Here is a 26502-nt window from a genome sequence, read left to right as displayed (position 1 = left end):
GGTTAGCGGGCTGCTACCTCTACTGCGTTGAGCAGTTCTGCGTATTGGCCCGTAACTACATTCATATTGCGCAGCATAATGTCGGTGGTGCCAGTAATCACATGAATCTGGCGTGACTCTGACATCTGCATCTCGCCATCGAACCCGCGGCTGGCATAACTCAGGTGCCCCTGGGTCTTCAGCAGGTTGCGGGTAATTTCAGTGGTGTTGAGTGGGCTGTCGAGCAAGAAGGTCAGCATCTGCTCAAATTCCGCGAGGTCCTCGTACAGTAAGCGGGTGCCTTCGCTGCCTGCCACGCCCCAGTACTGGGCAACATAATTCTTTGCGATACGCTGGGACAGCATGCGCTGGCGACCGGAAACATTCACCAGTTCGGCGCTGCTGTGGTTGGCCAGTGCCTGCAGGCGCATCACATAGGTGTGTGCGGCGGGCAGCAGCGTATTACTGCGTCGAAACAGCTCTGCCGCGTTGAACTTGCTCACTGGTTCGCGCGCAATTTCCGCGAAGCCTTTCCATTCCTCCTGTACCAGCCGCAGCGTACTGATTATCGGCGCTGCCGGTTTAAAGTTTGCCAGCTGGTTCAGGTTGCGCTCAAACTCCGACATCGAACGCTCGAATACCTGGCGGTGTTTTTCTACGGAAGGCTGAATACCCTGCAGGATATAGGTTTGGGTAATGCGCTGCGACAGCATGCGCTGTCTGCCGGCGATGTTGATGGCATCGCCCATATTGAATCCTGGCGTTGACGTCGCGTACTCGGGATCTGCACTTGCCGCGAGTTCGGCACCGCTGAAAATAACGAGCAGGATCAGGGATAAAGCGAATTTCATAGTCACTTTCCTGAATCGGAGGTTTGATTGGGAGAAAAAGCCCCGGCCTTGCGGCCGGGTAAGTGCTCAACGTGTGGGTATGAACCCAATAGTCAAATCAAAGGGCAGGCTCCGCATCAGTGTTGAGCGTGCGGAGCTGCCGGAAAGGCTTGCTTAGAATTTGGCTGCAGCAGTCAGCCACAGTTTGTCGGTGTCTACGCTGAAGTCATCAGCACTGTAGTTGCTGTACTTCATGCTCAGGTTTACACCGGCCAGCTTGCCTGCAACAAGGAAACCGGCTTCGCTGCCAAGTTTGTCCATGCCGGATACGCCGCTGTCATTGGAGCTTAGCTGGTGGTAGTTGAAAGCCAGTTTCATACCACCCAGGCTGGTGCCTACAGACAGGTAAACGTCTTCAACACCACCGGCAATGTTGCCGGTGCCACCACCGAGCAGCTTGTCATTCCAGCCCTGGAACTTGTGCAGGGTGGCCAGCGGGGTGATGAATTGGCCGTCGGCGCCGTCAGCACCCAGTACTTCGTAGCCGCCAGCGATGTTTACGGCACCAATTTTGTAGCTGCCTTCTGCCAGCAGGTAGTCGGCATCGTAGTCGGCTGGGTTATCCGCTGCGGAGGACTGCATCGCGTACTCCAGGGCATATTTCAGACCACCCTGGCCACCGGCAAAGCGCACACCGTATGTGTCGGTAGAGAAGTGGGTGGCGTCCTCATTGTCGATGAGGTAGGCGTAGCCGCTCAGGGTACCAGCGGAAAGGCCTGCATATTTTGCGTTCAGCAGGTAGGTGTCATTGGTGTGGTCACCGAGCGGGCTGTCTTCACCAAAGATACGATTCACGTTGTTTACGTGGGCCAGGAACAGGGTGGTGTCTTCCAGGCTAGTGTTGGTTACGCTGAAGGCGTCGTAAGTCTGCTCGTTCTGACGGAAGCCTACGCCACCAACAAAGCGCTGGTTGTCCAGCAAGATGCGCTGGCGACCAAATTTCGCTGTGGTAGCGCCAGTGGTATACGCGAGATAGGCCTGGTTCACCTCAGTGCCTTCCGGATCGGCAACGCCACCCTCGAAATCGGTGATGTGGGCTACATCATCCATCTCAATCAGAGTGCTGAAACCCTCGTAAGATGCGGAGGAGAAGGTCAGTCGGGTTTGCAGGCTGGTGAGGTCATAATCGACGCCGTCGACATCCACCATTTCGGTGCGTGCACGCAGACCCAGAGTGACGTCAGCTTGGGCCAGAGCATCGGCAAAGCTTGCGACTTGCGGAGCCTCTTCTTCGGTCATTTCCTGAGAGAAGGCCGGTGACGCAATCAGCGCGCCCATGGTCAGGGCCAGCAGGCTTTTGGTCAGCAGCGGTTGGGTGGAAGTTTTTTGGTTTTTCATATTGTGTTCCTGTCAAGGAGAGTAAAAGTGTTTGGTTATTGCCCTGAGGAAACGTTACCGCGTGTTAACTTTTGGGCTCCCACTCACGCACTGCAAAAGTGTGAGTGGGAAAGCGAAACTTCTGTAATGTTGCCGAGCGTACTCAGGCTGCGTTATCGACGGTTTCTTTGATATCCCCGGCCGCTTGCGCTGATGTAACACTCGATTTGGCCGGTGCGGATTTTTTGGTCGGTACATCGGGTTTACTGTGCCGCTCGTGCAGGAATTTCAGCACCTTGGCCCGGTATTGGTTGTAGAGCGGGTCATCCGCCAGTTCCAAGCGATGACGTGGGCGCTCCAGATCTACCTGCAGAATTTCGCCGATGGTGGCGGCCGGGCCGTTCGTCATCATTACAATGCGATCGGAAAGCAGCACCGCCTCGTCCACATCATGGGTGATCATGATGACGGTATTATTGAGTTCCGCCTGGATTTCCATCAGTGAGTCCTGCATGTGAGCGCGAGTCAGTGCATCCAGTGCGCCGAATGGCTCGTCCATCAGCAAAACTTTGGGCTGCATGGCCAGCGCACGGGCGATGCCGACACGCTGCTTCATACCACCGGAAATTTCGTCCGGACGTTTATGCATAGCGTGGCTCATGTGCACGAGATCGAGGTTATGTTCGATCCATTCGCGCATTTCTGCCTTGGATTTGTTTTTGCCAAACACCTGCTTTACCGCGAGCTCCACGTTTTCATACGCGGTAAGCCAGGGCAGCAGGGAGTGGTTTTGGAATACGACGGCCCGTTCTGGACCCGGCTCGGTCACTTCTTTGCCGCTCAGGATTACACCGCCCCGGGTTGCTTGATAAAGGCCCGCCACCACATTCAATACTGTTGATTTACCACATCCGGAGTGGCCGATGAGGGACACGAATTCGCCCTGGGAAATCTTCAGATCCACGTCACGCAAGGCGGTGAAGGGGCCTTTCGGGGTGGGGAATTCCATATCGATATGGCTGATATCTAGAAGTACGCTCATTGTCTCGTTCTCCTTAAAAATTGTTTCGTCTGGTGTCGGGCTTAGTTCGCTGTTTTGTCCCAGGAAACCAGTTTTTGCAGGGCCAGCATGCCGCGGTCGAGCAGGAAGCCAATCAAACCGATAACCAGTACTGCGGCCATGATGCGGGCCAGAGAGTCGGAGCTACCATTCTGGAACTCGTCCCATACGAATTTTCCGAGGCCGGGGTTCTGCGCCAGCATTTCCGCTGCGATCAGTACCATCCAGGCCACACCGAGGGAGAGGCGCATACCGGTAAAGATCATGGGTACCGAGGCTGGCAGAACGATTTTCTGCACGTGTCGCAGGGCGGGCAGACGCAGTACCTTGCTCACGTTAACCAGATCTTTATCAATACCGGCAACACCGACCGCCGTGTTAATAACCATTGGCCACAGGCAGCACAGGGTTACGGTGATCAGGGAGTTCAGAAATGATTTGGCTACCAGTGGGTCAGGCGACGTATACAGTGCGGACACCACCATGGTGACCAGCGGCAGCCAGGCCAGTGGCGATACCGGCTTGAAGATCTGAATGATCGGGTTGATCGCGTTGTTCAGGGCCTGACTCAGACCAATGGTGATGCCCAGTGGAATGGCGATGGCCACAGCCAGCAGGAAGCCGCTCATGACGGTTACCAGGCTGGTGATGATCTGGTCCAGGAAGGTTTCTTTGCCGGTGTAGGCGCGGATCTTGGGCTGGTAGTTCGGGTCTTTTGCTACACGTTCAGCATTGCGCTTCTCCTGGCGCTCATAGAAAGCCCGCTCTTTTTCACGGGAGCGTTGGTGCTCATCGTGCAAGGCATTGAACTGCTCCATGACGGCGGCAGGACCGGGGAACTTACCCAGTGATGTATCAATATTTTGTGCGGTGGCGGACCACAACAGCAGGAAAGCAAGTATGCCTGCCACCGGCAGCGCCACCAGTCGGATGGCATTGCTAAAAAAGGTTCCGTCCAGTTGCGGCAGCTTTAGGCCGCTAAATTTTGTGGCGATTACAGTAGTGGTGTTCATTCCTGTTACCTCAGCACACGAGTTGAGCGTTAGGGTTGTGCATTAGACAGAAGCCTGAAAAGTTTATTGTTTTGAGGAGGGCACTGGCCTGTACCGCAGGCCAGTGCTTTTCGAGGCTTGATTACAGTTTTTGTCCAGACTTCAGGCCAATATCGAACTTCTCGATGTAGGCATTTGGCTCTTTGCCGTTGTAGACGATACCGTCGATAAAGTGGGTCTGCGGGTTGCGGAAGCCATCTTCGGTTTCGAAGTCTGGGAATTGCGCTGCAGTAGCCAGTTTCTCTTCGATCAGGGACTTGGCGGCTGCCTGGTAAATGTCAGGGCGGTAAACCTTGGCTGCCAACTCCTTGTACCACTCGTCAGGCTTGTCTTCGGAGATCTGGCCCCAGCGGCGCATCTGAGTCAGGTACCAGATAGCGTCGGAGTAGTAGGGGTAGGTGGCGTTGTAGCGGAAGAACACGTTGAAGTCTGGTACTTCGCGCTTATCGCCTTTTTCGTACTCGAAAGTACCTGTCATGCTGTTGGCAATTACGTCGTAGTCAGCGCCCACGTAGTTAGACTGGGAGAGAATCTTCACCGCTTCCGGACGGTTCGCGTTGTTGTTCTCGTCCAGCCACATGGCGGCGCGAATCAGAGCACGGGTAACACGAACGGTGGTGTTGGGGTATTTCTCAGCAAACTCTTTGGTGATGCCGAAAACCTTTTCCGGGTTGTCCTTCCAGATTTCGTAGTCGGTTACTACCGGTACGCCAATGCCTTTGAATACTGCCTGCTGGTTCCAGGGCTCACCTACGCAGTAGCCGTAGATGGTGCCGGCTTCCAGAGTAGCTGGCATTTGTGGTGGAGGGGTTACGGAAAGCAGGGCGTCTGCATCGATCTGGCCGGAGATGTCGCCCTTGTGTGGTGCGTAGTAGCCCGGGTGGATACCACCAGCGGCGAGCCAGTAGCGCAGCTCGTAGTTGTGGGTGGATACCGGGAATACCATACCCATGTTGAAGGGCTTGCCTTCATCTTTGTATTTTTCAACAACCGGCTTCAGCGCGTCTGCCTTGATCGGGTGTACCGGCTTGCCATCCGCCTGCTTGGGGATGTTTGGCTTCATCTCTTCCCAGATGGCATTGGAAACGGTGATGCCGTTACCGTTCAGGTCCATGGAGAAGGGAGTGATGATCTCGGCTTTGGTGCCGAAGCCCATGGTCGCGGCGATTGGCTGGCCCGCGAGCATGTGGGCGCCGTCCAGGCGTCCATCGATTACGCCGTCCAGCAATACTTTCCAGTTGGCCTGCGCTTCGATGGTTACATAAAGGCCTTCATCTTCGAAGTAGCCCTTTTCGTAAGCGATGGCGATGGGGGCCATATCCGTCAGCTTGATGAAGCCAAACGTCAATTCTTCTTTTTCCGGGTAGCCGAGTTCCTCGGCCGTAGCAGGCGAAATACTGAAGCCCACTGCCAGCGCCAGAGACGCTGCAAGAGTTTTAAATGGCTTGTTCCAGGTCATGGTTAGTTTGCTCCAAGTTTTGTCAGCGATGTAGTTGTAAAACTCTGTGTTGAGCGGCCAGTGAATCTGGTGACTGCAATTCAGGCCAAAAAAAAGCGCTCACCGACTGCCCGTTACTTTCGACGGGATCGGTGAGCGCCTCTGCTCAAAGACAAGCACCGAGGTGCCTTGTCTGACTAATTTTTTCTGAGCTATCTGTAGCTCGTTGACTGGCAGCTGGATGTGAGCAGCCGGTCATTTCTGGTGCGCGTGGTTAATTACGCGCTCACTCTGACCATTGCAGACTCCGTGCCAACTTTTCCCAAGGTATGTTTGCCCAGTCGGAAATTTGGTGGTTTTTGGGGAGGATATATTTGGGGTGAGGAAATACTCACATCCCTTCAAAGCCCTTGTTTTTACTGGGCTTACCGAACTGCATGCACCGCAAACCATTTAGCGGCAGAGTGCTGCCTGCCCAATTTTTTTCGCGATCGAGTTAAAGGGAATGCTGCGCCACCGGGCCAGACGTTATGTGTGCTTGGGGTTTTGACCGGTTTACTCAGGCGACCGTTTCAGTGCAGTGGCGCGAATGCGGGGATAGATTTGGTGCAGGCTATTGATCGTGGAGGGGCACAAACGGTGCGCGGGTGGGATTGTTTTGGTGCGAGTGCCTAATGCGCTGCGCATCCCGGGGTGGGTTGGCGCGGGGCGTTTTAACTGGGAATAAAAAAGGCCGGGGGTTGCCACCCGGCCTTTTTGAACCTTTAAGTTCTAATCGAGGGATTAGAAGCTGTAGTTCAGAGATGCGCCTACCAGCCAGGCTTCCAGGTTGGTGGTGCCACCGTTAAAGTAGGTGCCGAGACCGATGTCTGGAGTCAGCGGCAGGGCCTGGAACTCCTGAATAGGCTCGTCATCACCCCAGATGTATGCCAGACCACCGTCGACGCTCAGCTGGTCGTTGAACTTGTAGGTTCCGCCGAAGGTAACCCACTGACGATCAGCGTCCGGGATGGACAGGGTACGCCAGGTTACCGGCAGACCCAGGCCGCCATTCAGGCCCACAGCTGCAGATTCGATGCGGCCATCTTCGTTCAGGCCATCGCGTGCTGCACCGTTGTCGTAGGCGTAGCCCACGCGCCAAGTGATTTCTTCACACGGGTAGTATTCTGCACCCAGGCTGTAGCGCCAGCCGCTCTGGAAGTTTTCTTCCTTGATCAGCAGCGGGTTGTAGCGGTCTACAAGCTCGTCGTTGACGCGCTGATCCGGGAAGAAGGCTTGCAGGCGCTCGAAGTCGTCCCAGTCGGTCCACAGAGCGCCCATGGCGATGCCCCAGTGCTCATCGAAGCGGTGGTAGACACCGATTTCCAGAGTGTCGGGGAGGTCCAGCGTCAGTCGTGCACGCTCATTGTCAAATGGGCGTCCATCCACGAAGGATGGCAGCAGGTCGGAATTTACATCAGCATCAATTTCTGGACGCAGCTCGGACTGGTAGGAAACACCTACGTGGGTGTGGCCATCTTTGCTGCGCCACAGGCCGCCGATGCTCCAACCTACATACCAGTCATCGCCATCGGCATCGAGGATTTTGGCGTTAGAGACAGGGAAGCCGAGAAGCTGTTCGGCGGCATCTTCCAGTACGAAGTTGTTCGGCACTTTGGTCTTCAGCGTGGCGTCGCCATACAGGAAGTTCGCAGAAAGGCCAATGCTGAACTGGTCGGCGAAATCAAACGCAACAGACGGTGCGATGGTGACGGACAGTAGCTCGGTCTTGTCGGCGATGTGGGTAACCGGCCAGCTGGAGTTGAAGTCGGTTTCCAGGCCGTAGTCGGTATTCATGGCAATGCCGAATGACCAGCAGTCGTCCAGCGGAATCGCCAGATAGGCGTTAGGCACGAACGCGGAGCTTGCGTAATCGTCTGCCTTATCGAAAACAGACGCTGCCAGCACAGGGCCTTGCTGGGTCAGCAGGTAATAGTCTGTTTGGCCTGCAGCATCGATTTCCGGGTTTACGTAGGTCACGCCTACGGAGAAAGCCATTTCATTGAACAGCGCAGAACCTGCCGGGTTACGTGCCAGAATGGCGGCGTTATCGCCAATGGCATTTTCCGCGGCAAACGCGCGGCCCAAACCGGAGGTGCTGGATTCCTGGAGGGCGAAACCAGCTGCAAATGCACCACTCGAATAAGTACCGGCGGTTACGGAACAGATCGCTGCGGCTAATGCGGCTTTACGCAGAGTTTTAGTGTTCATGAGGTCCCACTCAATTACTGAAATGAATGCCAGTTGGTGTGGAAGCCCACTCCGAAACTTGGCTGAGAATCTATTCCGGAAAAAGTTTGCATGCAGCAAACATGTTCCTAGTAGATGGAGTCTAGCAGTGTCAAATTTACCTACTAGATAAATGCGGCGTCTTTATAGAGACGAATTGCGGAAAAATCTACGCTTTGACGTAATTTTTTTGGAGAGTGTGGGAAAGTTTTAAAAATTATTTTTTGTTGGAAATTTCTTTTCCATCAATGAGTAATTTTGTCAGGGTGATCTGGTAGCTTTTGCCATTTTCTTCGCGTTGCATCAGTTTTACGAGTGCATAGTTCCACTCTGGCGCGAACCATATGTTTGTGACGCGCTGTGCACCTTCGTCGCGAATGCGTTGCACCTTTATTGTTTGGATATCGCCCATCGGTGTTTTGACGGTTTCCTTGCCCGCCACTTCAAATTCGTATTCACGAATTTTTTTTCCGTCGGCCACCAGATACTTCAGCGGTTGTTTGCCATTGGCAACGTCAATGGCCAATTGCATCTGATAACTTATCTTGTCCTGAATATTTGCCGGTGCTTTTTCGATGCTGCGGGACTTGTTGTAAATATTTACGACACGCTTGCCGTCATCTTCAAAGCTGAGCGCGGTGTGGCGATCGCGGCCGAGGCCAGATTTTTGATAATCGTAGTGCTGCGGGATCAGGCGCAGTCCTTCTTGTGCAAAGCGGGAGTACTCTTCGATTTTTGCAAACATGGAGTTAGCGGAAAAATCCAGGCGCCAGCTTTGCGGATTGCCACTGAGTGTGCGTTCCGCCTTGACCGCAAAGCCGCTGAACTTGGCTTCGTAGGTGGCGGTGAAGGGCAGTAGTACGCGGGGTGCCGCAGGCTGTGCGCTTGTCTCAGCAACAGTCGTCAGGCTGCCCAGCAGGAAGGAGGCGAGTAGGGTTGTGAATAAAGGTAAAAGGAGAGGTGAGGACGCAATAGCGCGGGCGTAACGATTCAAGAGATAACCTCCGGCCTGTTATTGGACTTCCATCTATATGGATGCTCTCAGGCCGGAAGTTGTGCCGGCCCTACAACCGCAACCCGTTGCGAGGTAATAGCTCTCCGTCGAATTCGGCGCGGTCGCCGACCATACGAAGACGCCCCTGGGCAAACCACTGGGCCACCTGCGGGTAGATTTTATGTTCCTGCACCAGCACCCGTTGTGCAAGCACCTCGGGCGTGTCACCGGCTTCGATGGGGACGGCAGCCTGCAAAATGGATGGGCCGCCGTCCAGCTCCTCGGTGACAAAGTGCACTGTGGCGCCGTGTTCGTCGTCGCCAGCCTCCAGTGCACGCTTGTGCGTGTGCAGACCCTGATACTTTGGCAGCAAAGATGGATGAATGTTCAATAGACGTCCACTGTAGTGGCGTACAAAGTCCGGGGTAAGGATGCGCATAAACCCGGCCAGTATGACCAGGTCCGGTTCGTAGCTGTCGATCAGCTCGACCATGGCCTGGTCGAAACTGTCGCGGTCGGCGAAGTCCTTGTGGCTCAGAACGTCGGTCGACACACCCGCATTTTGCGCGCGGGTGAGTCCGTAGGCATCGGCTTTGTTGCTGATGACAGCCTCAACGGCGTATTCGCATTCCGCGTTTGACGCCGCATCGAGGAACGTCTGCAGGTTACTGCCGCTGCCGGAGATAAGAACTACGGCGCGGCACTTGCGCGTTGGAGAGGAAGAGTCGGCAGACATATGCGATTACAGGCCCGCCAGCTCAACCGCTTCGCCACCGTCGGCAGCTTCAATACTGCCGACGATGAAGGCGTCTTCGCCCAGTTCCTGCAGCTTGGCAACGGCCTTGTCGGCCTGCTCAGCGGGAACGCAGATCACCATGCCCACACCACAGTTAAAGGTGCGGTACATTTCGCGGCTTTCGATATTGCCGGCTTCCTGCAGCCAGCGGAATACCGGGGGCAGGTCCCAGCTCTTGGTGTCGATAACGGCACGGGCGTTGTCCGGAAGTACGCGAGGCAGGTTTTCCAGCAGGCCGCCACCGGTAATGTGGCTCAACGCGTTTACCTGTACTTCCTTCATCAGGGCGAGCAGGCTCTTCACGTAGATGCGAGTCGGTGCCATCAGGGCTTCGGCCAGGGATTTGTCTTCCAGGTCCTTGTTCAGGTCGGCTCCGCTGATCTCCAGCACCTTGCGGATCAGGGAGTAGCCGTTGGAGTGCGGGCCAGAGGCGCCGAGGCCAATCAGCTTGTCGCCGGTCTTAACCTTGCTGCCGTCGATAATTTCAGATTTTTCCACCACGCCCACACAGAAGCCTGCCAGGTCGTAGTCTTCGCCCTCGTACATGCCGGGCATTTCAGCGGTCTCGCCGCCTACCAGTGCCGCGCCGGCCAGTTCACAGCCTTTGCCGATGCCGGTGACCACGTCGGCGGCAATGTCGACGTTCAGCTTGCCGGTGGCGTAGTAGTCGAGGAAGAACAGCGGCTCAGCGCCGGCTACTACCAGATCATTGACACACATGGCGACCAGGTCGATACCGATGCTGTCGTGGATACCCAGATCCATAGCCAGGCGCAGTTTGGTGCCGACACCGTCGGTGCCGGATACCAGTACCGGTTCTTTATAGCCGCTGGGCAGCTGGCACAGGGCGCCGAAGCCGCCCAGGCCGCCCATGACCTCCGGGCGCGTGGTGCGCTTGGCCACGTGCTTGATACGCTCAACCAGAGCGTTACCCGCGTCGATATCGACACCGGCGTCTTTATAGCTGAGAGAAGGGCTTGTGGAGGAGTTGGGCTTGGAGTCGCTCATGGTTCAACCTGATAAGGGCCTAGATAAGAAGGGCGCGTATTCTAGTAGAAATTTACCTGAATGTGCGAACTGAAGGCTGGGAGAAACAGCCGACACTGATACAATAGCCGGTAATTGACTGCCGAGGTTCGTCTTCGGCGTGGGAACGCACTGCGAGATTGCCCCCCTAGGCAGCGAATTCTGCTGAGGGATGACGACCAAATGTGCGTCTGATATGTAATAACATGTCTGGACCAGTATTAACGTCTGTGACTAAACAGTGTCTGTGACATATATAGAGGTAAAGGGGACCGCGAGCCAATGCCATCGATCATAACCCCCCGGGTACTACTCTGTTTCGCTTTCATGCTGGCGGTATTACTGGCCCTGCCAGCGTCTGCCCGCGTCATGCCAGACCTCTACGATGTCAGCGAGGCTGTTGCTAGCCGCGGTGCCAGCGACCGCGCTAGCGCCACAGCTCGCGCCCTGGAGCGCGTGTTTATCCGGGTAACCGGCGATCTGGAAATTGCCAACAACCCCAAGATTGGCCCGGTACTCAAGCAGTCCCAGAAGCTGGTGCAGAGCTATCGCTACGAAAGTGATGGCAACCAGCTGTACCTGAACCTGGCGTTTGACCCGCAGGCGGTCGGCGACCTGGTGCACAAGCTGCAATTGCCGCTGTGGCCTAACAACCGCCCGGGCACCCTGGTGTGGATGGCGGTGGATACCCTGCAAGGCGGACGCGATGCCCTGCGCCAGGAAGACTACCCGGAGCTGTTCGGCCTGCTTGATGGTCTCGCCATGGAGCGCGGCCTGCCTCTCGACTTTCCCGTCATGGATTTGAACGACCAGCGCAACATGCCGCTGGGCAGCCTGTGGGCGCAGGACGAAGGTGCGGCCGAGCGTGCCGGTGTACGCTACCGCCCCGATGCCACCTTGATGGGCCGCCTGCTCCAGACTTCCGGCCAGCGTTGGCAAGCCAACTGGTTGTTGATCCACGGTGGTCGCAGCTATGCGTTTGATGCCAGCGGCAGCTCCATGGAAGAAGTGGCGTTGCGCGGTGTGAACGGCGCGGCCAATTTACTGGCAGAGCGTTATGCGGTGCGTAGCTCTGATACTGGCGTAACCAGCGCGGTGCTGGTGGAAATCTCCGGTATCCGCAGCTTCGCCCAGTACTCCGCGGCGACTTCCTACCTGCAGGGCCTGGCCCAGGTCAGCAGTGCAGACGTACTCGCCGTCAATGGCGACCGCCTGACCCTGGCATTGACCACCAGCACCCAGCTGCAAACCCTGCAGAATGTTCTGTCCCTGAACCGCAACCTGCAGTCGGCCCGCGACGACGGGCTGGTCGATCTCTCCGGCTACCGCGCGCCGCTGGGCAGTGCACAGAACCCATTGCGATACAGCTGGCAGTAAGATTCGTGGCAGGTAGCAGTCAATCCGGTGGTGTGCCGCAGCAGCTCCCTTTAGGGGTTTCCCTGCGCGACGACGCCACCTTTGCCAACTTTTTCCAGTCGCCGGACGATGGTAATCGTCAGGTGGTGGGTATGTTGCAGGCCTTTGCCAGTGGGCAGAGTCCGGAACAGGCAATGTACCTCTGGGGTGAGTCGGGCAGCGGGGTGACGCATCTGCTGCAATCTGCCTGTCAGGTGGCCGAGGCCACCGGGCGCCGCTTTCAGTACCTGCCGTTGACGGATCTTATTCACGCCGACCCGGAGTCGATTGTCGAAGGGCTGGAGAATCTGGATCTCGTATGTATCGATGATTTGCAGGAGATCGAGGGCCGCGCACACTGGCAGACCGCGCTGTTTCACTTGTACAACCGCCTGCGCGATAGCGGCCGACAGCTGTTGTTGGGCGCGCGTAAGTCACCGCGCGGCCTGAATCTTACCCTGGCGGACCTGCAGTCCCGCCTGCAGTGGGGCCTCACCTTTCAGCTTCATCCCCTCAGCGACAGCGACAAGCTGGGCGCACTGATCCAGCGCAGCAAGCTGCGTGGGTTCGACCTGCCAGAGGATGTGGCCCAGTACATCCTGCACCGGGCGCCGCGGGATACCCGCGCTCTGTTCGCCTGCCTGGAACAGCTCGACCGCGCCTCTTTACAGGCGCAGCGCAAGGTCACCATTCCTTTCGTCAAGCAGGTCCTCAATATTTGACCGCGCCGTAGCCTTCACATTGGCTGCTGATCTCACTGCCATCCTCCGGACGGAAGTGCTCATCGAAACACCGCGGTAGCGGCCAGCGTGGCTTGCGAATGCGCAAGCCCTGGGATTCGTCACAGGCTTGATCGCCCCTGTCCAAACACCAGTTACCCGGCTCCGTTCGCGGTGTGTCATTGCGCTGGTGGCGAAATTGGGAAACCGCGTTGTATACCAGTCGGCGGGCCCGGTTCAGGCTGCCCAGAGGTTCCCACTCGCCAACACCGCGCCACGGGTTCATCGACAGGTTTTCACAAAACGCCTGCTGGGCCTCGCCAGAAAACTCCTGCGGTGGAATATGTACCCGGGCCACGGGAATAAATGGAGATTGCGATTGCTGCCAGATCACGGTGCCGTCATCCAGCGGCATGTCTGCCTCGCTCGCCCCTGCAATTTTTGGTTGCAGCATAAATTCAAAGCAGGCACTGCCTGTGTTCAGGGTGTCGGCCATCTGCTCGGTGAGAAAATTGTCGTTATTCTGCGGAACGGTGACAGGGTAGCGGCTGCCCGGGCAGGGGCGTGTGGAAAATTTTACCGGGGTATTTCCCAGCCGGTAGGGCAGCATGGAAAAGTACTGCGCATCCAGCGGATTATTGATGGTCGAGGATACGGTCTGGTAGGCACGCAGGGTTTCGATTGGGTGTAGCCTGGGCGGCCATATACCCATAAACCAGCCGCCGCGGTCCATCTTGGCGAGGTACTGCATATTGTCCGCGTAATCGAAAATATTTCGATTAAAAAACGCCGGCATGTTGGTCATGATGAAATCCTGGTTGGTGCTGACTGTATCGGCCAGTTCCGGTGCAATGGGCGTGCCCGGGGTCTTCATCACTTTCACTGCCATGCCACGGGCGTCACCTTTCCCATCGGGCTGTACTTGCATGTCGCCATTGGAGAAGCGAATCCACGCGCGGTAGCTGCGGCCGGGTTCGCTGAAAATAGAGTGGCGGAAGCGCGGTGGGATATCGCCGTTGATTTCGAAGTCCGCGCGTACGCAACCGGTGGCTTTTGCGTGGGCATCTCTCCGATACTGATCGCCGTATCGGGGGCTGTTGAGCGCGTGCGCTGCTTTAGAAATTTTTCTTGCCGATTGAATTGCCGACGCAATGGCGGCCTGCTCGACGGCGGAGATTTCCATTCCCAGTGTATCCAGCTCGGCAGCCTTCACTTCATGCGCGGTCTCTTTGGCGGAAGCGGCGAATGTAGTGGACGCGCAAAACATCGCGGCGAGTATTGGTGCAATAAAACCCGTGTAGGAGCGTGGCGACTTCATGGTGCTACCTCGCTCTTAACCATTTGCGGTGCCATATCGTGGCGGAAGGGGGTGCAGGCCTGGTCGCCGATGGCACTGGCCGGCGGTTCCGGGTATTGGTCCCAGTTTTGCGGGTCGCCACCCAGGCGATCCGAGAAGTCCGGATTGCCCATTACCTTCAGGTACTCCAGCAGTGCCAGTCGCTCGCCTTCCTTGAAACGTCGGCCGATACGCCCGGGTACATCGGCATCGGTGAACTGGTGGCCGCTATTGCTGTTACCTTTTTGTGTGGTATCAAATTCGAAATTACCGCGGCGCATGTCGGTCATATAGCCCAGCTTCTGTGGATTGTATTCCCGGTGGCCGACACCGAAACGTACCGGGCGGACCTCTTTCGGCGAGAGCAGGTCATAAATAGTGGGCACCGAGCCGTTATGCAGGAAGGGCGGGGTGGCCCAGACACCGTGCAACGGACGGGCCTTGTACGCCGCTTTATTGACGATGCGGAAGGGCACATTCAGGCCATCGTAATCGGCGATGCCATTGGCGTCGCTGGAAATACCGCTGTTCTCGTAAAGCACCGGTACCAATTCATTGATGAGCAATTGCAAACCGTCGCCGGCATTCACACGACGGTTAATGGCGTCGTCCGGGTCGTTTGGATTTTTGGCCACCAGTGGACCCGGGTCGTAGGTGTGATCGACGAAGTTTTTCGCAGCCGTGGGGTCGGTTCCGATTACTTCCACATCAATCCACGGCACCGCCCAGATGGACTCGCGCCAGTCTTCGCGCAGCGGGTGGTCTTGTTCGTCATAACTGATCTGGCCCGACATATCCCACTGCCAGTTTACGTCGCGCTGGTTGGTGGGTTTGTCACCGGGTTTGGCGGCGACCGCCCACTGGTAAGGTTTGGATGGGTGTGGGCCGTGGCAGTGGGCACACTGGTCGGCGAACAGCTCTTTGCCTTCGCGGGCCTGTGCGATATCAATTTCACCCAACACATCTTCCGGCCACTTGGGCGGTCGCAGTTTGCGCAGTGTGGTTTCCACACAATGCATACCCTTCACATCGATGGTGGTTTGGCCGAATTCGCCCTCGGGAAGCAGGTTCCCTTCTTCGTCTACCAGTTTTACCGGTGCCATCACCCCGAGGCCTTCACCCACATTGCGCGCCATGGCCTGGTTGGTAAAACCGGTATACTGCACCCAGTCAAAACGCCAGATGTCCCACAAAAAGGGATAGCTCACCGGTGCATCTGCCGGCTGATAATTCTCCTCAATATTCAGGTTGTAGCCGAATACCACGTTACCGATGCGACCCACCGCATCGGTGCGGCCGCGGCCTTCTGCCACCGGGAAGTTTGCATCGCGCCCCGGACCTTTGGCGAATTCAAAGAAGCGTTTGCGGTATGCGGAAAAGTCCTGCTTCAGCTGCGCCCGTGCCTGTTTATCTTCGCCGGCGACTTCATCGGCAAAGCGCGACCACTTCAGGGGATTGAATGCTGTTTCCAGCGTGGTGGCGCCAAGGGAGAAAATGAATTCCCCAGGGGCACTTGTGGACATGCCGTGAATAGCCTGGCCGCCATCTACACGCAGCGCGGTACCCTTGTAGTGCAGCTCACCGGTGTGGCACAGGGCGCAGCCCAGGTCCAGGCGCTCGGAATCGTCAAAGATATTCGTGTGGCTGCCCATGCCCACCGGGTAAATACTGCCAGCATTGGATTTGGGGCTGAAGGTGGGGTCGATAATAAAACCCCAGCCTCGCATGTTTTCTTCGCTGGCCAGCTTCTCTTTGGAAAATGGTTGCTCCAGTGCCTGCAGCCACTCAAAGTGCAGCCCCTGCAGTTCCGTTCCCTGTGGTGTGTTGTAAAACAGTTGGCGGTCTTCGTCCGTCCAGCCCTGGTCCAGATAGCGCACCTCAGAAATACTTTCCTCGGTGATATTGGGTTCAAAGAATTTGTGCGCGAGGGTGCAGCCGGTCAGTGTGAGTCCGCAAATAGCAGACAGGGCAAGGGGTAACTTGAGACGACGAAAATCCATTTGCGTGTATTCCCAGTGAGAGCAATCGAGTTGTATTTCGGCGGTGTCAGCGAAGCGCAAGGCGCGACCGCGAAGGCACACATTGTAAATTGCGCCAACGGAAATAAAAGAGGGGAAGGGGCGTGCTGCCGGTTATGGTGCACGAGAAGTGTAAAACAAGAGGTAAAAAGGATACTTGGAGTCGAGGGCGGACGAACAAATGTCACGAATGAAGGGTTGCGGCAGTGTGGCCACCGCCACCCAATGGGAGTGACGGCAGCACACACGGGGACTGAGTTAGGACTTAGTTACCCTGTTTGCTGTTTACCCAGTCCGTAACCAGCTGTTCCAGCACGTCCAGTGGTACGGCACCGTTGGCCAGCACCACATCGTGGAATTCGCGGATATCGAACTTATCGCCCAACTGCTGTTTGGCGTTTTCGCGCAGTTCCAGGATTTTCATCATGCCGATCTTGTAGGCGGTTGCCTGACCCGGCATCACGATGTAACGCTCAATGGCTTTCACCACGTCGCCTTTCGGGTTGGGGCTGTTTTCTGCCAGCCAGTCGATGGCTTCTTCACGGGTCCACTTCTTGCTGTGTAAACCAGTGTCTACAACCAGGCGGCCAGCGCGCCACAGCTCCATCGCCAGGCGGCCGAAATCGGAGTAGGGATCCTGGTACAGGCCAATTTCCTTCGGCACCAGCTCGGAGTACAGACCCCAACCTTCGGTGTAAGCGGTGTAACCGCCGAACTTGCGGAAGCTCGGAACGTTTTCCAGTTCCTGCATTATGGACAGCTGCATGTGGTGTCCCGGAATGCCTTCGTGGTAAGCGAGCGCTTCCATCTGGTACACCGGCATACTGCTCATCTTGTACAGGTTGGCGTAGTAGATACCCGGGCGTGAGCCGTCCGGTGCCGGGCGCTGGTAGAAGGCCTTACCCGCAGACTTTTCGCGGAAGGGTTCTACCGCCTTAACGATCAGGTCTGCCTTGGGCTTGGTGATGAACAGCTCATCAAGGCGGCCTTTCAGGTTGTCGATCATCGCAGTCGCTTCTTTCAGGTAGCGCTGCTTGCCTTCCTCGGTTTCCGGATAGTAGAACTGTTTGTCGGTACGCATGAATTCAAAGAATTCCTGCAGGCTGCCTTCAAACTTCACCTTGGCCATGATCTCGCGCATCTCATCGTGAATGCGCTTCACGTCCTCAAGACCTTTCTGGTGGATCTCTTCGGCGGTCATATCGGTGGTGGTGTACACATTCAGGCGGTGCTGATAGAAGGCGTCGCCGTCTGGCAGTTTCCAGGCGCCATCGTCGGTGGTGGCTTTCTGTTCCAGTTCATCCAGGTAGCCGATCAGTTTTTCATAAGCCGGCTTCACGCTGTCGAGCATCGCGGTTTTGGCTTTTTCCACCAGCGCGGTTTTTTCCTCGTCGCTAATTTCCAGCTTGTCCACCTTGCCCTTGAAGTCGGCGTACAGGGTGCTGTCTTCGCCATCGTCATAGGGCGCGCCGGTGATCAGGTTTTTACCGTCACTGATAATGTATGGGAATACAAACTTGGGCACGATCACGCCCTTGTCGGCGCGGGCCTGCAGGTTTTCGATCAGCTGGTCGAAGTGTGCGGGCAGGGCATTCAGGCGGGATATGTAGGCTTCCGCATCGGACGCATCATCGATGCGATGCTGGTTGATCAGCATGGACGCGACGCTGGTGTGAGCCGCGTACATCTGGTTCACGGGGTAGGTGTGCAGGCGCCACTTCCAGCCCTCGATATTCTGCTCCAGGTTGCGGATGGCAAGATCCAGAGACAGGCGGGTCGCTTTGTCGAGTTTGTTTGGATCAATCTTCTTCAGCGCTTCCAGCTGGCTTTTGTAGATCTCGTGGGTTTCTTTTTCAAACTCCGGCGAGAGGTCGTCCCACTTGCCGTAATCTTCTTTCATGCCCAAGAAGGTTTTGAATTCCGGGCTGCGGCTTACGTGTGTCTGGAACTGCTGTTCAAACAAATCATTGGCCTGCTGGATAACTTCGGCGTCACCCTCAGATGCCGCGGCACTGGTCGCAGTTTCTGCGCTCTCAGTTGCTGCCTGCTCGGTTACCGGTGCGGTCTCGTTAGCGGCAGTGTTCTTCTGTTGACCGGCTTGTTCCCGGTCACAACCTGTCATGGCCAGCGCGCTTATGGCGGCCGCCAGCAGAGTCAGCTTGAGCTTCATGGTATGTCTCAATGTTGATGGATGAAGGGTGGAACGAATTTTTAGCGTTCAGTGTTTTAACGAGAAGGGGCGCCAGTTGCAAATTTTTGTGGCGTTCTGGTCACTTTTTGCGCAGAGGTCGGTGTTGGAGATAGGGCGTTGCGGAAATAAAAAACGGGCCCCGAAGGCCCGTTTTTCGCATCACTGGGTTGAGTCAGTGATTAGGCAAAGTTCTGGTTCACGAAGTCCCAGTTCAACAGTGCCCAGAACGCTTCCATGTACTTCGGACGCGCGTTGCGGTAGTCGATGTAGTAAGCGTGTTCCCAAACGTCGCAGGTCAGCAGCGGAGTAACGCTGCTGTCGGTCAGCGGGGTTTCGGCGTTGGAAGTGTTTACGATGGCAACGGAGCCGTCGGACTTCTTCACCAGCCAGGTCCAGCCAGAACCGAAGTTGTTCACAGCGCTCGCGGTGAACTCTTCTTTGAACTTGTCGAAGGAACCGAAGGCAGCGTTGATGGCTTCAGCCACGGCGCCAGTGGCTGCGCCGCCACCGTTAGGGCTCAGGCAGTTCCAGTAGAAGGTGTGGTTCCAGATCTGGGCTGCGTTGTTGAATACACCACCGGAGGAGGATTTGATTACTTCTTCCAGGGATTTGTCAGCTTCCGGGGTGCCGTCCAGCAGGCCGTTCAGCTTGTCGACGTAGGTCTTGTGGTGTTTGCCGTAGTGGTATTCCAGGGTTTCCTGGGAGATGTGCGGCTGCAGCGCGTCCATAGCATAGGGGAGTTCGGGCAGAACGTGTGCCATGTGGTATTCCTTCCTTTGTCTGGGACCCATACCGACCCAAGTACGGTAGTAGGTCAGTTATTGATGGGCCGCATTCTACACCTGCTTGATGTCATTATTAAGCCATCGGGCAGGTCAAAAGACTGCATTTGCGGTCTAACACACGACGATTTTTCTGTGAATAAGCCAATTGACTGTAATTGAGCCTCGATGACGGGCCGGTCGTGGTTTGGTCGACGGCGGGGTTTTCTTCCAGGCATGTCCTATTCTGATAACTGGACCCGCTTACTTTTTCGTCAATTTTTGGTATAACTGCCGCAGTTTTCATCTTTACATTCGGTCGCTCAGGCCGAGCCAACGCAGGACAACAGCATGCAACGCAGAGAGCCCACATTCGATGGCAACAGTTCATCCTCTATGGACCCTCAGATCCCGAACGGTCCCATTGGTGGCCGTCGTCACGCCCCTGCCCAGCCGACCGCGTCGTCTGCGGCACCTGCTGAAGAGACCAGTGGTGGTGGAGGTTCTTCTTTCCTCGCCATTGTTGCGCTGATGCTGGCACTGGCCGGTCTCGGTGGTGCGGGCTTCCTGTATACCCAGTGGCAAGCCACGGTCGCGCAGCTGAAAGACGCCGACGCCCGTATCGTGCAGCTGGAGAAGCGCTTTGAAATGTCTGGCGAGGAGTCTGCCGCGTCGGTAGAAGTCCTGAACGCGAAGGTTAAGGAGAACGCCTCCGAGATCCGCAAACTGTGGGGTGTTTCTTACGATACCAACCGTAAGAGCATTGCCGCCAACAAGGCATCCGCTGCTTCTGCGAAGAAAGACGTGAGCGCACTGGCCAAGAAGGTCAGCAGCGTTGAGACCACGGTTAAGAAACTGGTGGGTCTGGAAGCCGAGATCGCTACCCTGAAGGCGTCGACGGTGAACGCTTCCCGTGAGACCAAAGACAAGGTGGCCAGCCTGGAGCGTCAGCTGAATTCTGTGCGTTCCGACTTGACCGCGCGCGTGGGTGCGAACGAAGAAGCGGTGGAATCTATCGACAGCTACCGCCGTACCGTGAACAAGGATCTGGTCCAGCTGCGCGACGCTATCCGCAGCCTGCAGTCCAGCTCCAGCACCGCCTCGGCACCCTGATCTGAGCTAACTGCTTCAAGTCAGTGATTAGCGGCGAAGTTTTTCGCCGCTAATCATTCTCATTCCTATCTGTGCTCGCCGAATTTACGCAAAGTAAATCGCTCTCCACATCTCCTACCAGCGTCCTATCCAACACCTGAAGATAATTCGTGTAAAATCGCCGCCTTCGAGACGAGACGACAACCGGAGCCGGCAATGACGATTATCCGCCAGGACGACCTGATCGACAGCGTGGCCGACGCGCTGCAGTTCATTTCTTATTATCACCCACAGGACTTTATCCAGGCCCTGAATCAGGCTTACGAAAAAGAAGCCAACCCGGCGGCGAAAGACGCCATGGCCCAGATCCTGATTAATTCCCGCATGTGTGCCCAGGGCCACCGCCCCATCTGTCAGGACACCGGCATCGTGACCGTGAAACTGAAAGTGGGTATGAACGTGCAGTGGGACGCGGACATGAGCGTGACCGACATGGTCAACGAAGGTGTGCGCCGCGCCTACAACAACCCCGACAATGTCCTGCGTGCTTCCATCCTGGAAGACCCGGATGGTGCCCGTAAGAACACCGGCGACAACACGCCGGCGGTTATCCACTACGAAATCGTGCCCGGCGACAACGTCGACGTATACGTAGCGGCCAAAGGCGGCGGTAGTGAGGCGAAAAGTAAATTCGCCATGCTGAACCCATCCGACTCCGTGGTGGACTGGGTACTGGAAATGGTGCCCAAGATGGGCGCTGGCTGGTGTCCGCCCGGCATGCTGGGTATTGGTGTTGGCGGTACCGCCGAGAAAGCCATGCTGTTGGCAAAAGAATCCCTGCTGGACCCGATCGACATCCAGGACCTGCAGGAGCGCGGTGCCTCTAATCGTGCCGAAGAACTGCGTCTGGAGCTGTTCGACAAGGTCAACAAGCTGGGCATCGGTGCCCAGGGCCTTGGCGGCCTCACCACCGTGCTGGATGTGAAGGTGAAAGACTTCGCAACCCATGCGGCGAACAAAGCGGTTGCGATCATTCCGAACTGCGCGGCTACTCGTCACACCCACTTCACCCTGGATGGTTCCGGTGCTGCGCGCCAGACTCCGCCGAAGCTGGAAGACTGGCCGGAAATTACCCGTGCCGCCGGCGGTAACACTCGCCGTGTGAACCTCGACGAAGTGACTGCGGAAGACGTACTGGAATGGCAGCCCGGTGACACCCTGCTGCTCAACGGCAAGATGCTGACCGGCCGCGATGCGGCGCACAAGAAAATGGTAGACATCCTGGCCAAGGGTGAGAAACTGCCGGTGGATCTGACCGGCCGCTTTATCTACTACGTGGGCCCGGTTGACCCGGTACGCGAAGAAGTTGTTGGCCCGGCGGGCCCAACGACTGCAACCCGTATGGACAAGTTCACCCGCACCATGCTGGAAGAAACCGGCCTGCTGGGCATGATCGGTAAAGCCGAGCGCGGCCCCACCGCCATCGAAGCCATCCGCGATAACAAAGCGGTGTACCTGATGGCCGTGGGCGGTGCTGCATACCTGGTTGCGCAAGCGATCAAGGATGCCAAGGTTATTGCCTTCCCGGAACTGGGTATGGAAGCCATCTACGAATTTGAAGTAGAAGACATGCCGGTAACGGTTGCGGTAGATAGCCAGGGCGAATCGGTGCATAACACCGGTCCGGTTATCTGGAAGCACAAAATTGAAGAGGGTAGCGTGTAGACCGTAAAAGGTTCTCCGCTTTCGTGAAAACGGCGCCCTAGGGCGCCGTTTTTTTTGGATGAACACACAACACTAACCCGATGACGGTTAGGCGTTATGACTTAACTCAGTACTTTTTTTGGGTTTGACCAAACAATGAATCTACTCCCCGTGTTGCAGCAGTTACTGCAAAACAAATTGGTTATTTCTGCGCTGGTCGTCGCGGTAATCCTATTGCTGCGATTTACCTTGAGCTGGATTTTCTCTCGCCAAAGGCAGTGGGAAAAGCAAAGCCGCCGGCGCAGAATCAATACCGTACACAACCTCAGTAACCTGCTGTTGGTTATTGGTGTGATCATCGTATGGGCGCCGGAAATTCGTGAGTTCGCGATTTCTATCGCTGCATTTTCGGTTGCGATCGTCTTTGCTCTGAGAGAGTTGGTGCAGAGTCTCGTCGGCAAAATTTACCAGGCGAGCATGCGTTCCTTCCAGGTTGGTGACTGGATTAAAGTCGGTGACCAATTCGGCGAAGTCATTGATAGCGACTGGCTGAGTACTACATTGCTCGAAATTGACCCGCATGGGCTAGGTAATGGGTACACCGGCATTACCTTGTATATGCCCAATAACGTGTTCTTTACCAAGCCCGTAAAGAACCTGAACTTTATGCGCCGCTATATCGAGCACAGTTTCTCCATCGTACGAGAAAACAACCGCGGTAACCCGTTCGCCGCCAAGCGGTTCCTGGAGGAGCGTATTCTTGAATACAGTGAGAGCTTTCTTGATGTCGCAGCGCGTTATTGCCAGATGATTGAGCATCGTACCGGTGTAGAGCTGGCAGGAACCGACCCCAAGGTAAGCATTGCTACCAACGAACATGGGCACGATGTTGTCAGCATCACCATATTTTGCCCACGCGAACAGGCACATGAGATCGAGCAGCGTGTTACCGAAGACTTCTACGATTTTTGGTACAGCGGGCCTCAGTCTGAAACTACGGTGAAAACTGCCTGACCATTACCAATAAGAAATTTGGGGTGTAAGAAAGTGAATAGAACACTATTGTGCCGCTCGATAAAAATCTTAATAGTTTTATTGCGATAGGTGGTTTACCAGGGAAGGTAGCCCCTACTTATACGCACGCGATCCTCCGCAAATATCGCGTTGCAAGTAATCCCGATTATGCACAAACATTGTGTATTATTTCTAGGTGCTGTCATGTTCAGCAGCCTATGGCTTATATTTCCGGATTGAAGTAGGCTAACTCATTGATTAATAAGGCTACGTATAACAACAAAAGAGCCAGATTAATCCTGAAATTAATAGCCATAGGCTTCTTTTGGTATATGCGTATAACGCCAAACGAACGCTAACTCTCTGATTTTAAAGGGAGTAGATTCTTTGGCGTCTTATGGGCTCTGTAAATAGAAGCTATCTACAACAAAAGACCAAGGCTTATGAATAAAACTGTTAACGTTTCATGGCAATCAAGCGATATTTACGATTACATTGGCAAAATATCATTTTGCAAATCGGAATTTACCTTTCACTTGTGGGCGGTTGGGATGTTCTCTCTAATGGTCCCATGTCTGATGTGTACCGTGAGTTGAGGTATTCATACAGTAACGTCACCGAAGGACACGTTTCTTTGGCAGAGATCGTAAAGTGGGGCAGAGGCTGCAGCCGCTTAAAGGTGTTTTACACATATACCGTATCTGAAAGAACGTATACTTCAAATATCATTAAAAATAGTGACTCTTGTACTTCTACGGTGAGGATGTTCGATAAGTTAAAGGCTGGTGATAGTGTGGCCGTATATTACGATGACAGTGATCATTCGGCCTCAATACTAGACCCGGAGCCTTCTTCCGAAATATGGTCATTACTTATTTTGTTGTACATTGTCGGCCCAGGCATTTGGCTAGTTGTTGGCCTTGTGGCAAGGCCACGTTAACAAACACAGGCAATGTGCTTCGGCCCTCCGCGGGACGCCTTACCTTGTGCACCTTTTGCGCAGGTCGCTACGCTCCCATTTTTGCGCAAAAAGCGCACAAGGTAAGCCGCCCCTGCTGTGGGCGTTACATATAGGTAAGGAATGACCAAAGATCTGGGTATTTTATTTTGTAGGGCCATCGCGGTAGTGTTGGTTGTCATAGCAATTCCGAACATTGCCTATGTCTTACACATGGCTATTACTGGAAACTATGATCCGGAAGTGGCAATACTAACTCTTCTGGTACAAGTTGTAGTTCCGCTATTTTTGGCCGTGGTCTTCTTTGCTAAGTCTCGCTTGCTGGCTCATTTAATTACAGGCGGTGTAGAGAATGACATTTCCGCAAGTGAAATAGGTATCGTTCGCGCAGGCACTTTTCTCCTCGGACTATGGCTCTTGGTTAAATCTCTCCCTGAGCTCAGTAACTTGTATTCAAAAACTCAATTGATGAGTAGGATGGGGTACGACAAGCCAGACTTATGGCTAGAAAATAATATAACCTTAATTTCTACGCTGATTCTCGCGGTGTGCTTGATACTTGGTAGTAGAGCAGTAGCCAGTGCCTACACCAAACTAAGGAATATGTAACAAAGCGCTGCAGGCCGACAGCTTACTTTGCGCTCCTTTTGCGCGGTCGCTGTCGCGCCCATTTTGGCGCAAAATGCACACAAAGTAAGCTGAGGCTGAGCGCGGCGTTAACTGCCGTGAGAAATTGAGTGAAGTACGAGATCCGAAAAAAGGATAAAGTCATCGGTGTAACCAAGTTGGAGAATGGCGATCCACCAATGGGTTTTGTCTTTGGTGCAGTTGAGCCAACAGAATTCTATTCACCAAGTATTGAACAAGCTGACTTCAGCTTATACATCAGTGAAACAAACACAGAGATATCTATTGAGTCCATCCTTATAGAGGATCACTCGGGAGAGCTAGGTGAGCAGAGTATAGAAGTTACCGTTTTGGTTGAGTCGGCCGAGGAATATGCAAAATTCTTCAGGCACCACTTATAAACTTATGCCAAGCAATTCAGTTAGGCAGCAGTTAACAAAGCCAGGCAATGAAGCTCCGGGCCTTTGGCCCTCCGCGGGACAGCTTACCTTGTGCACCCTTTGCGCAGGTCGCTACGCTCCCATTTTTGCGCAAACGGCGCACAAGGTAAGCTGCCCCTGCTGGCGGCGTTATGGTTCTCGCAGAAAATATAAATTATGAATGTAAAGAATGAACCTTTTATTTTCTCTTGCTTGGCTGCAGCTATCTTAGTGGGGCTTGTGTATGGGTTTCAGCATACTAGCGTCAACCATATGCGTGAGACATCTGATGGGAAGGCTTATGGAACAGGTCACATAGAGAATGATATTTGTGAGGTCTTTACAGGTGAAAGCCTTGAAGATGCGTATGCATACTTTAAGAAGCAAGAGTTAAAGAAAGCAGAGAACGCTTACCTTAACGTACTTAGTCAAAACCCAGAATGCTTCTCAGCACTAATAAGTCTGGGAGCGGTGTACTCCACTATGGAGAGGCTGCCAGAGGCGAAAGACCTATATTTCCGGGCGCTAGATATAAATGAGAATAACGCCGCACTTCAGCAATCACTAGGGGTGCTTATTTTTAAATCTGTTGGTGCAAAGGAAAGTCTCCCTTATTTTCAAAGAGCGATCGAACTAGACCCTAAATTGGATGCAGCTCATTGGGGGATTGGAAATAGTTACTATTTTTTAGGTGAGTATGAGCGATCCAAATTTCATTTGAGGAGCTTTGTGGAGCTGCAGCCCTCCTCAAATTTAGCTAAATTTGCAAATCAACGGATCGCGGAAATTGAGCAACGAGGTTACTAGGTGGCACCACCATAACAAGGCGCTGCAGACCGACGGCTAACCTTGTGCACTTTATGCGCTGGTCGCTGTTGCTCCCATTATCGCGCATAAAGCGCACAAGATTAGCCGCGGCTGAGCGCGGCGTTATGTGTCTGAGAAAATACAATGAGTGGCGTACTGAGCTTTGCCAAAGAGCTAAATCGACAGAGTAATTTGCCTTCTAAAGCATTTCGAAGAGACGCACCAATATATGCGCTTGTTAGTACTATGAATAACATCATTGGTTGCCATCTTTCGGGGAATGATCGGCCAATATCAGTTCTTAAAGAGAGAGCGCTACAGTTTATGGAAGAGAATCCAGCTGCTAAAGAAACGGAAATTTACTATGAACTTGCGCACGATCTACTTGCAGAGATAAACACATAACAATCACGGGCAGTAAAGCTACGGCCCTACGGGCCTCCGCGGGACGGCTTACCTTTTGCACGTTTTGCGCGGTTCGCTTCGCTCCCATTTTCGCGCAAATCGCGCAAAAGGTAAGCCGCTGATCTGAAACCACTTTCGTGGACGGTATTTTTATCCACGAAAGAGGTCCAGTATGGGACAAACAAAAAAGCGTAATTACGATCGTTATACTCTGGCTTATAAGCTTCAAGCCGTTA

The 26502-nt window shown here is 54.7% G+C and carries 23 protein-coding genes; 10 read left to right on the top strand and 13 right to left on the bottom strand.

Going from position 1 to position 26502, the window contains the following annotated elements:
- Window positions 1-2: 2 nt before the first annotated feature.
- The 9 genes from KUV22_RS12825 to purM all read right to left on the bottom strand — a co-directional run bounded on the left by KUV22_RS12825 (window position 3) and on the right by purM (window position 10802).
- Window positions 3-830: a type IV pili methyl-accepting chemotaxis transducer N-terminal domain-containing protein gene (locus tag KUV22_RS12825; protein WP_222231745.1), complete on the bottom strand. Its 828-nt coding sequence runs from the start codon at window positions 828-830 to the stop codon at window positions 3-5.
- Between the two features lie 153 nt (window positions 831-983).
- The gene (locus tag KUV22_RS12820; RefSeq protein WP_222231744.1) at window positions 984-2207 is read right to left on the bottom strand and encodes an alginate export family protein; all 1224 of its coding nucleotides are present in this window, start codon (window positions 2205-2207) and stop codon (window positions 984-986) included.
- Window positions 2208-2349: 142 nt separating this feature from the next.
- The gene (locus tag KUV22_RS12815; RefSeq protein ID WP_222231742.1) at window positions 2350-3228 is read right to left on the bottom strand and encodes an ABC transporter ATP-binding protein; all 879 of its coding nucleotides are present in this window, start codon (window positions 3226-3228) and stop codon (window positions 2350-2352) included.
- 41 nt (window positions 3229-3269) lie between these two features.
- Window positions 3270-4259 (bottom strand): ABC transporter permease, encoded by a 990-nt coding sequence (locus KUV22_RS12810; RefSeq protein ID WP_222231740.1) that lies wholly within the window; start codon window positions 4257-4259, stop codon window positions 3270-3272.
- Window positions 4260-4380: 121 nt separating this feature from the next.
- Complete coding sequence (locus KUV22_RS12805) at window positions 4381-5757, bottom strand: CmpA/NrtA family ABC transporter substrate-binding protein (protein WP_222231738.1); 1377 nt, start codon at window positions 5755-5757, stop codon at window positions 4381-4383.
- Between the two features lie 762 nt (window positions 5758-6519).
- The gene (locus KUV22_RS12800; protein WP_222231737.1) at window positions 6520-7986 is read right to left on the bottom strand and encodes an OmpP1/FadL family transporter; all 1467 of its coding nucleotides are present in this window, start codon (window positions 7984-7986) and stop codon (window positions 6520-6522) included.
- Window positions 7987-8221: 235 nt separating this feature from the next.
- Entirely contained in the window at window positions 8222-8998 is a 777-nt protein-coding gene (locus KUV22_RS12795) for a DUF3108 domain-containing protein (protein WP_261319532.1), read from the bottom strand.
- 70 nt (window positions 8999-9068) lie between these two features.
- Entirely contained in the window at window positions 9069-9734 is a 666-nt protein-coding gene (gene purN / locus KUV22_RS12790) for a phosphoribosylglycinamide formyltransferase (RefSeq protein WP_222231735.1), read from the bottom strand.
- 6 nt (window positions 9735-9740) lie between these two features.
- Window positions 9741-10802, bottom strand: coding sequence for a phosphoribosylformylglycinamidine cyclo-ligase (purM, locus tag KUV22_RS12785; RefSeq protein WP_222231733.1), 1062 nt, complete (start codon window positions 10800-10802; stop codon window positions 9741-9743).
- A gap of 300 nt (window positions 10803-11102) precedes the next feature.
- Here purM and KUV22_RS12780 point away from each other — a divergent pair, with 300 nt between their 5' ends.
- Together KUV22_RS12780 and hda are read left to right on the top strand one after the other, a co-directional pair.
- Window positions 11103-12197: a DUF2066 domain-containing protein gene (locus tag KUV22_RS12780; protein ID WP_224919252.1), complete on the top strand. Its 1095-nt coding sequence runs from the start codon at window positions 11103-11105 to the stop codon at window positions 12195-12197.
- A 5-nt stretch (window positions 12198-12202) separates the two neighbouring features.
- The gene (hda, locus tag KUV22_RS12775; RefSeq protein ID WP_315856962.1) at window positions 12203-12937 is read left to right on the top strand and encodes a DnaA regulatory inactivator Hda; all 735 of its coding nucleotides are present in this window, start codon (window positions 12203-12205) and stop codon (window positions 12935-12937) included.
- On the opposite strand, the gene KUV22_RS12770 is transcribed toward hda, so the two are convergent.
- The 4 genes from KUV22_RS12770 to KUV22_RS12755 form a co-directional block, all read right to left on the bottom strand.
- Window positions 12927-14252 (bottom strand): catalase family protein, encoded by a 1326-nt coding sequence (locus KUV22_RS12770; protein WP_222231731.1) that lies wholly within the window; start codon window positions 14250-14252, stop codon window positions 12927-12929. The genes hda and KUV22_RS12770 overlap by 11 nt on opposite strands.
- Window positions 14249-16270 (bottom strand): c-type cytochrome, encoded by a 2022-nt coding sequence (locus tag KUV22_RS12765; protein WP_222231729.1) that lies wholly within the window; start codon window positions 16268-16270, stop codon window positions 14249-14251. The genes KUV22_RS12770 and KUV22_RS12765 overlap by 4 nt, the downstream gene beginning before the upstream one ends.
- A gap of 283 nt (window positions 16271-16553) precedes the next feature.
- Window positions 16554-18458, bottom strand: coding sequence for a DUF885 domain-containing protein (locus KUV22_RS12760; protein ID WP_222231727.1), 1905 nt, complete (start codon window positions 18456-18458; stop codon window positions 16554-16556).
- A gap of 200 nt (window positions 18459-18658) precedes the next feature.
- Window positions 18659-19240 (bottom strand): superoxide dismutase, encoded by a 582-nt coding sequence (locus KUV22_RS12755; RefSeq protein ID WP_010131551.1) that lies wholly within the window; start codon window positions 19238-19240, stop codon window positions 18659-18661.
- Window positions 19241-19591: 351 nt separating this feature from the next.
- On the opposite strand from KUV22_RS12755, the gene KUV22_RS12750 reads away from it, so the two are divergent.
- The 8 genes from KUV22_RS12750 to KUV22_RS12715 all read left to right on the top strand — a co-directional run bounded on the left by KUV22_RS12750 (window position 19592) and on the right by KUV22_RS12715 (window position 26266).
- Window positions 19592-20353 (top strand): hypothetical protein, encoded by a 762-nt coding sequence (locus KUV22_RS12750; RefSeq protein ID WP_222231725.1) that lies wholly within the window; start codon window positions 19592-19594, stop codon window positions 20351-20353.
- Between the two features lie 195 nt (window positions 20354-20548).
- Window positions 20549-22057 carry a fumarate hydratase gene (locus KUV22_RS12745; protein WP_222231723.1) on the top strand — a complete coding sequence of 503 codons (1509 nt, stop codon included), beginning with the start codon at window positions 20549-20551 and terminating at the stop codon, window positions 22055-22057.
- A gap of 135 nt (window positions 22058-22192) precedes the next feature.
- The gene (locus tag KUV22_RS12740; protein ID WP_222231721.1) at window positions 22193-23050 is read left to right on the top strand and encodes a mechanosensitive ion channel family protein; all 858 of its coding nucleotides are present in this window, start codon (window positions 22193-22195) and stop codon (window positions 23048-23050) included.
- A gap of 466 nt (window positions 23051-23516) precedes the next feature.
- Window positions 23517-23990, top strand: coding sequence for a DUF3592 domain-containing protein (locus KUV22_RS17555; protein WP_222231719.1), 474 nt, complete (start codon window positions 23517-23519; stop codon window positions 23988-23990).
- A gap of 141 nt (window positions 23991-24131) precedes the next feature.
- Window positions 24132-24617, top strand: a complete 486-nt coding sequence (locus KUV22_RS12730; RefSeq protein ID WP_222231717.1) for a hypothetical protein — start codon at window positions 24132-24134, stop codon at window positions 24615-24617.
- 128 nt (window positions 24618-24745) lie between these two features.
- Complete coding sequence (locus KUV22_RS12725) at window positions 24746-25036, top strand: hypothetical protein (protein ID WP_222231715.1); 291 nt, start codon at window positions 24746-24748, stop codon at window positions 25034-25036.
- Between the two features lie 195 nt (window positions 25037-25231).
- Window positions 25232-25861 carry a tetratricopeptide repeat protein gene (locus KUV22_RS12720; protein WP_222231713.1) on the top strand — a complete coding sequence of 210 codons (630 nt, stop codon included), beginning with the start codon at window positions 25232-25234 and terminating at the stop codon, window positions 25859-25861.
- A gap of 144 nt (window positions 25862-26005) precedes the next feature.
- Window positions 26006-26266 (top strand): hypothetical protein, encoded by a 261-nt coding sequence (locus KUV22_RS12715; RefSeq protein ID WP_138976391.1) that lies wholly within the window; start codon window positions 26006-26008, stop codon window positions 26264-26266.
- Window positions 26267-26502 lie beyond the last annotated feature (236 nt).

The organism is Microbulbifer agarilyticus, assembly GCF_019800665.1.
Classification (GTDB): Bacteria; Pseudomonadota; Gammaproteobacteria; order Pseudomonadales; family Cellvibrionaceae; genus Microbulbifer; species Microbulbifer agarilyticus_C.
Note: the sequence above shows the minus strand (reverse complement) of the source record. Positions and strands in the feature narration are given on the sequence as shown.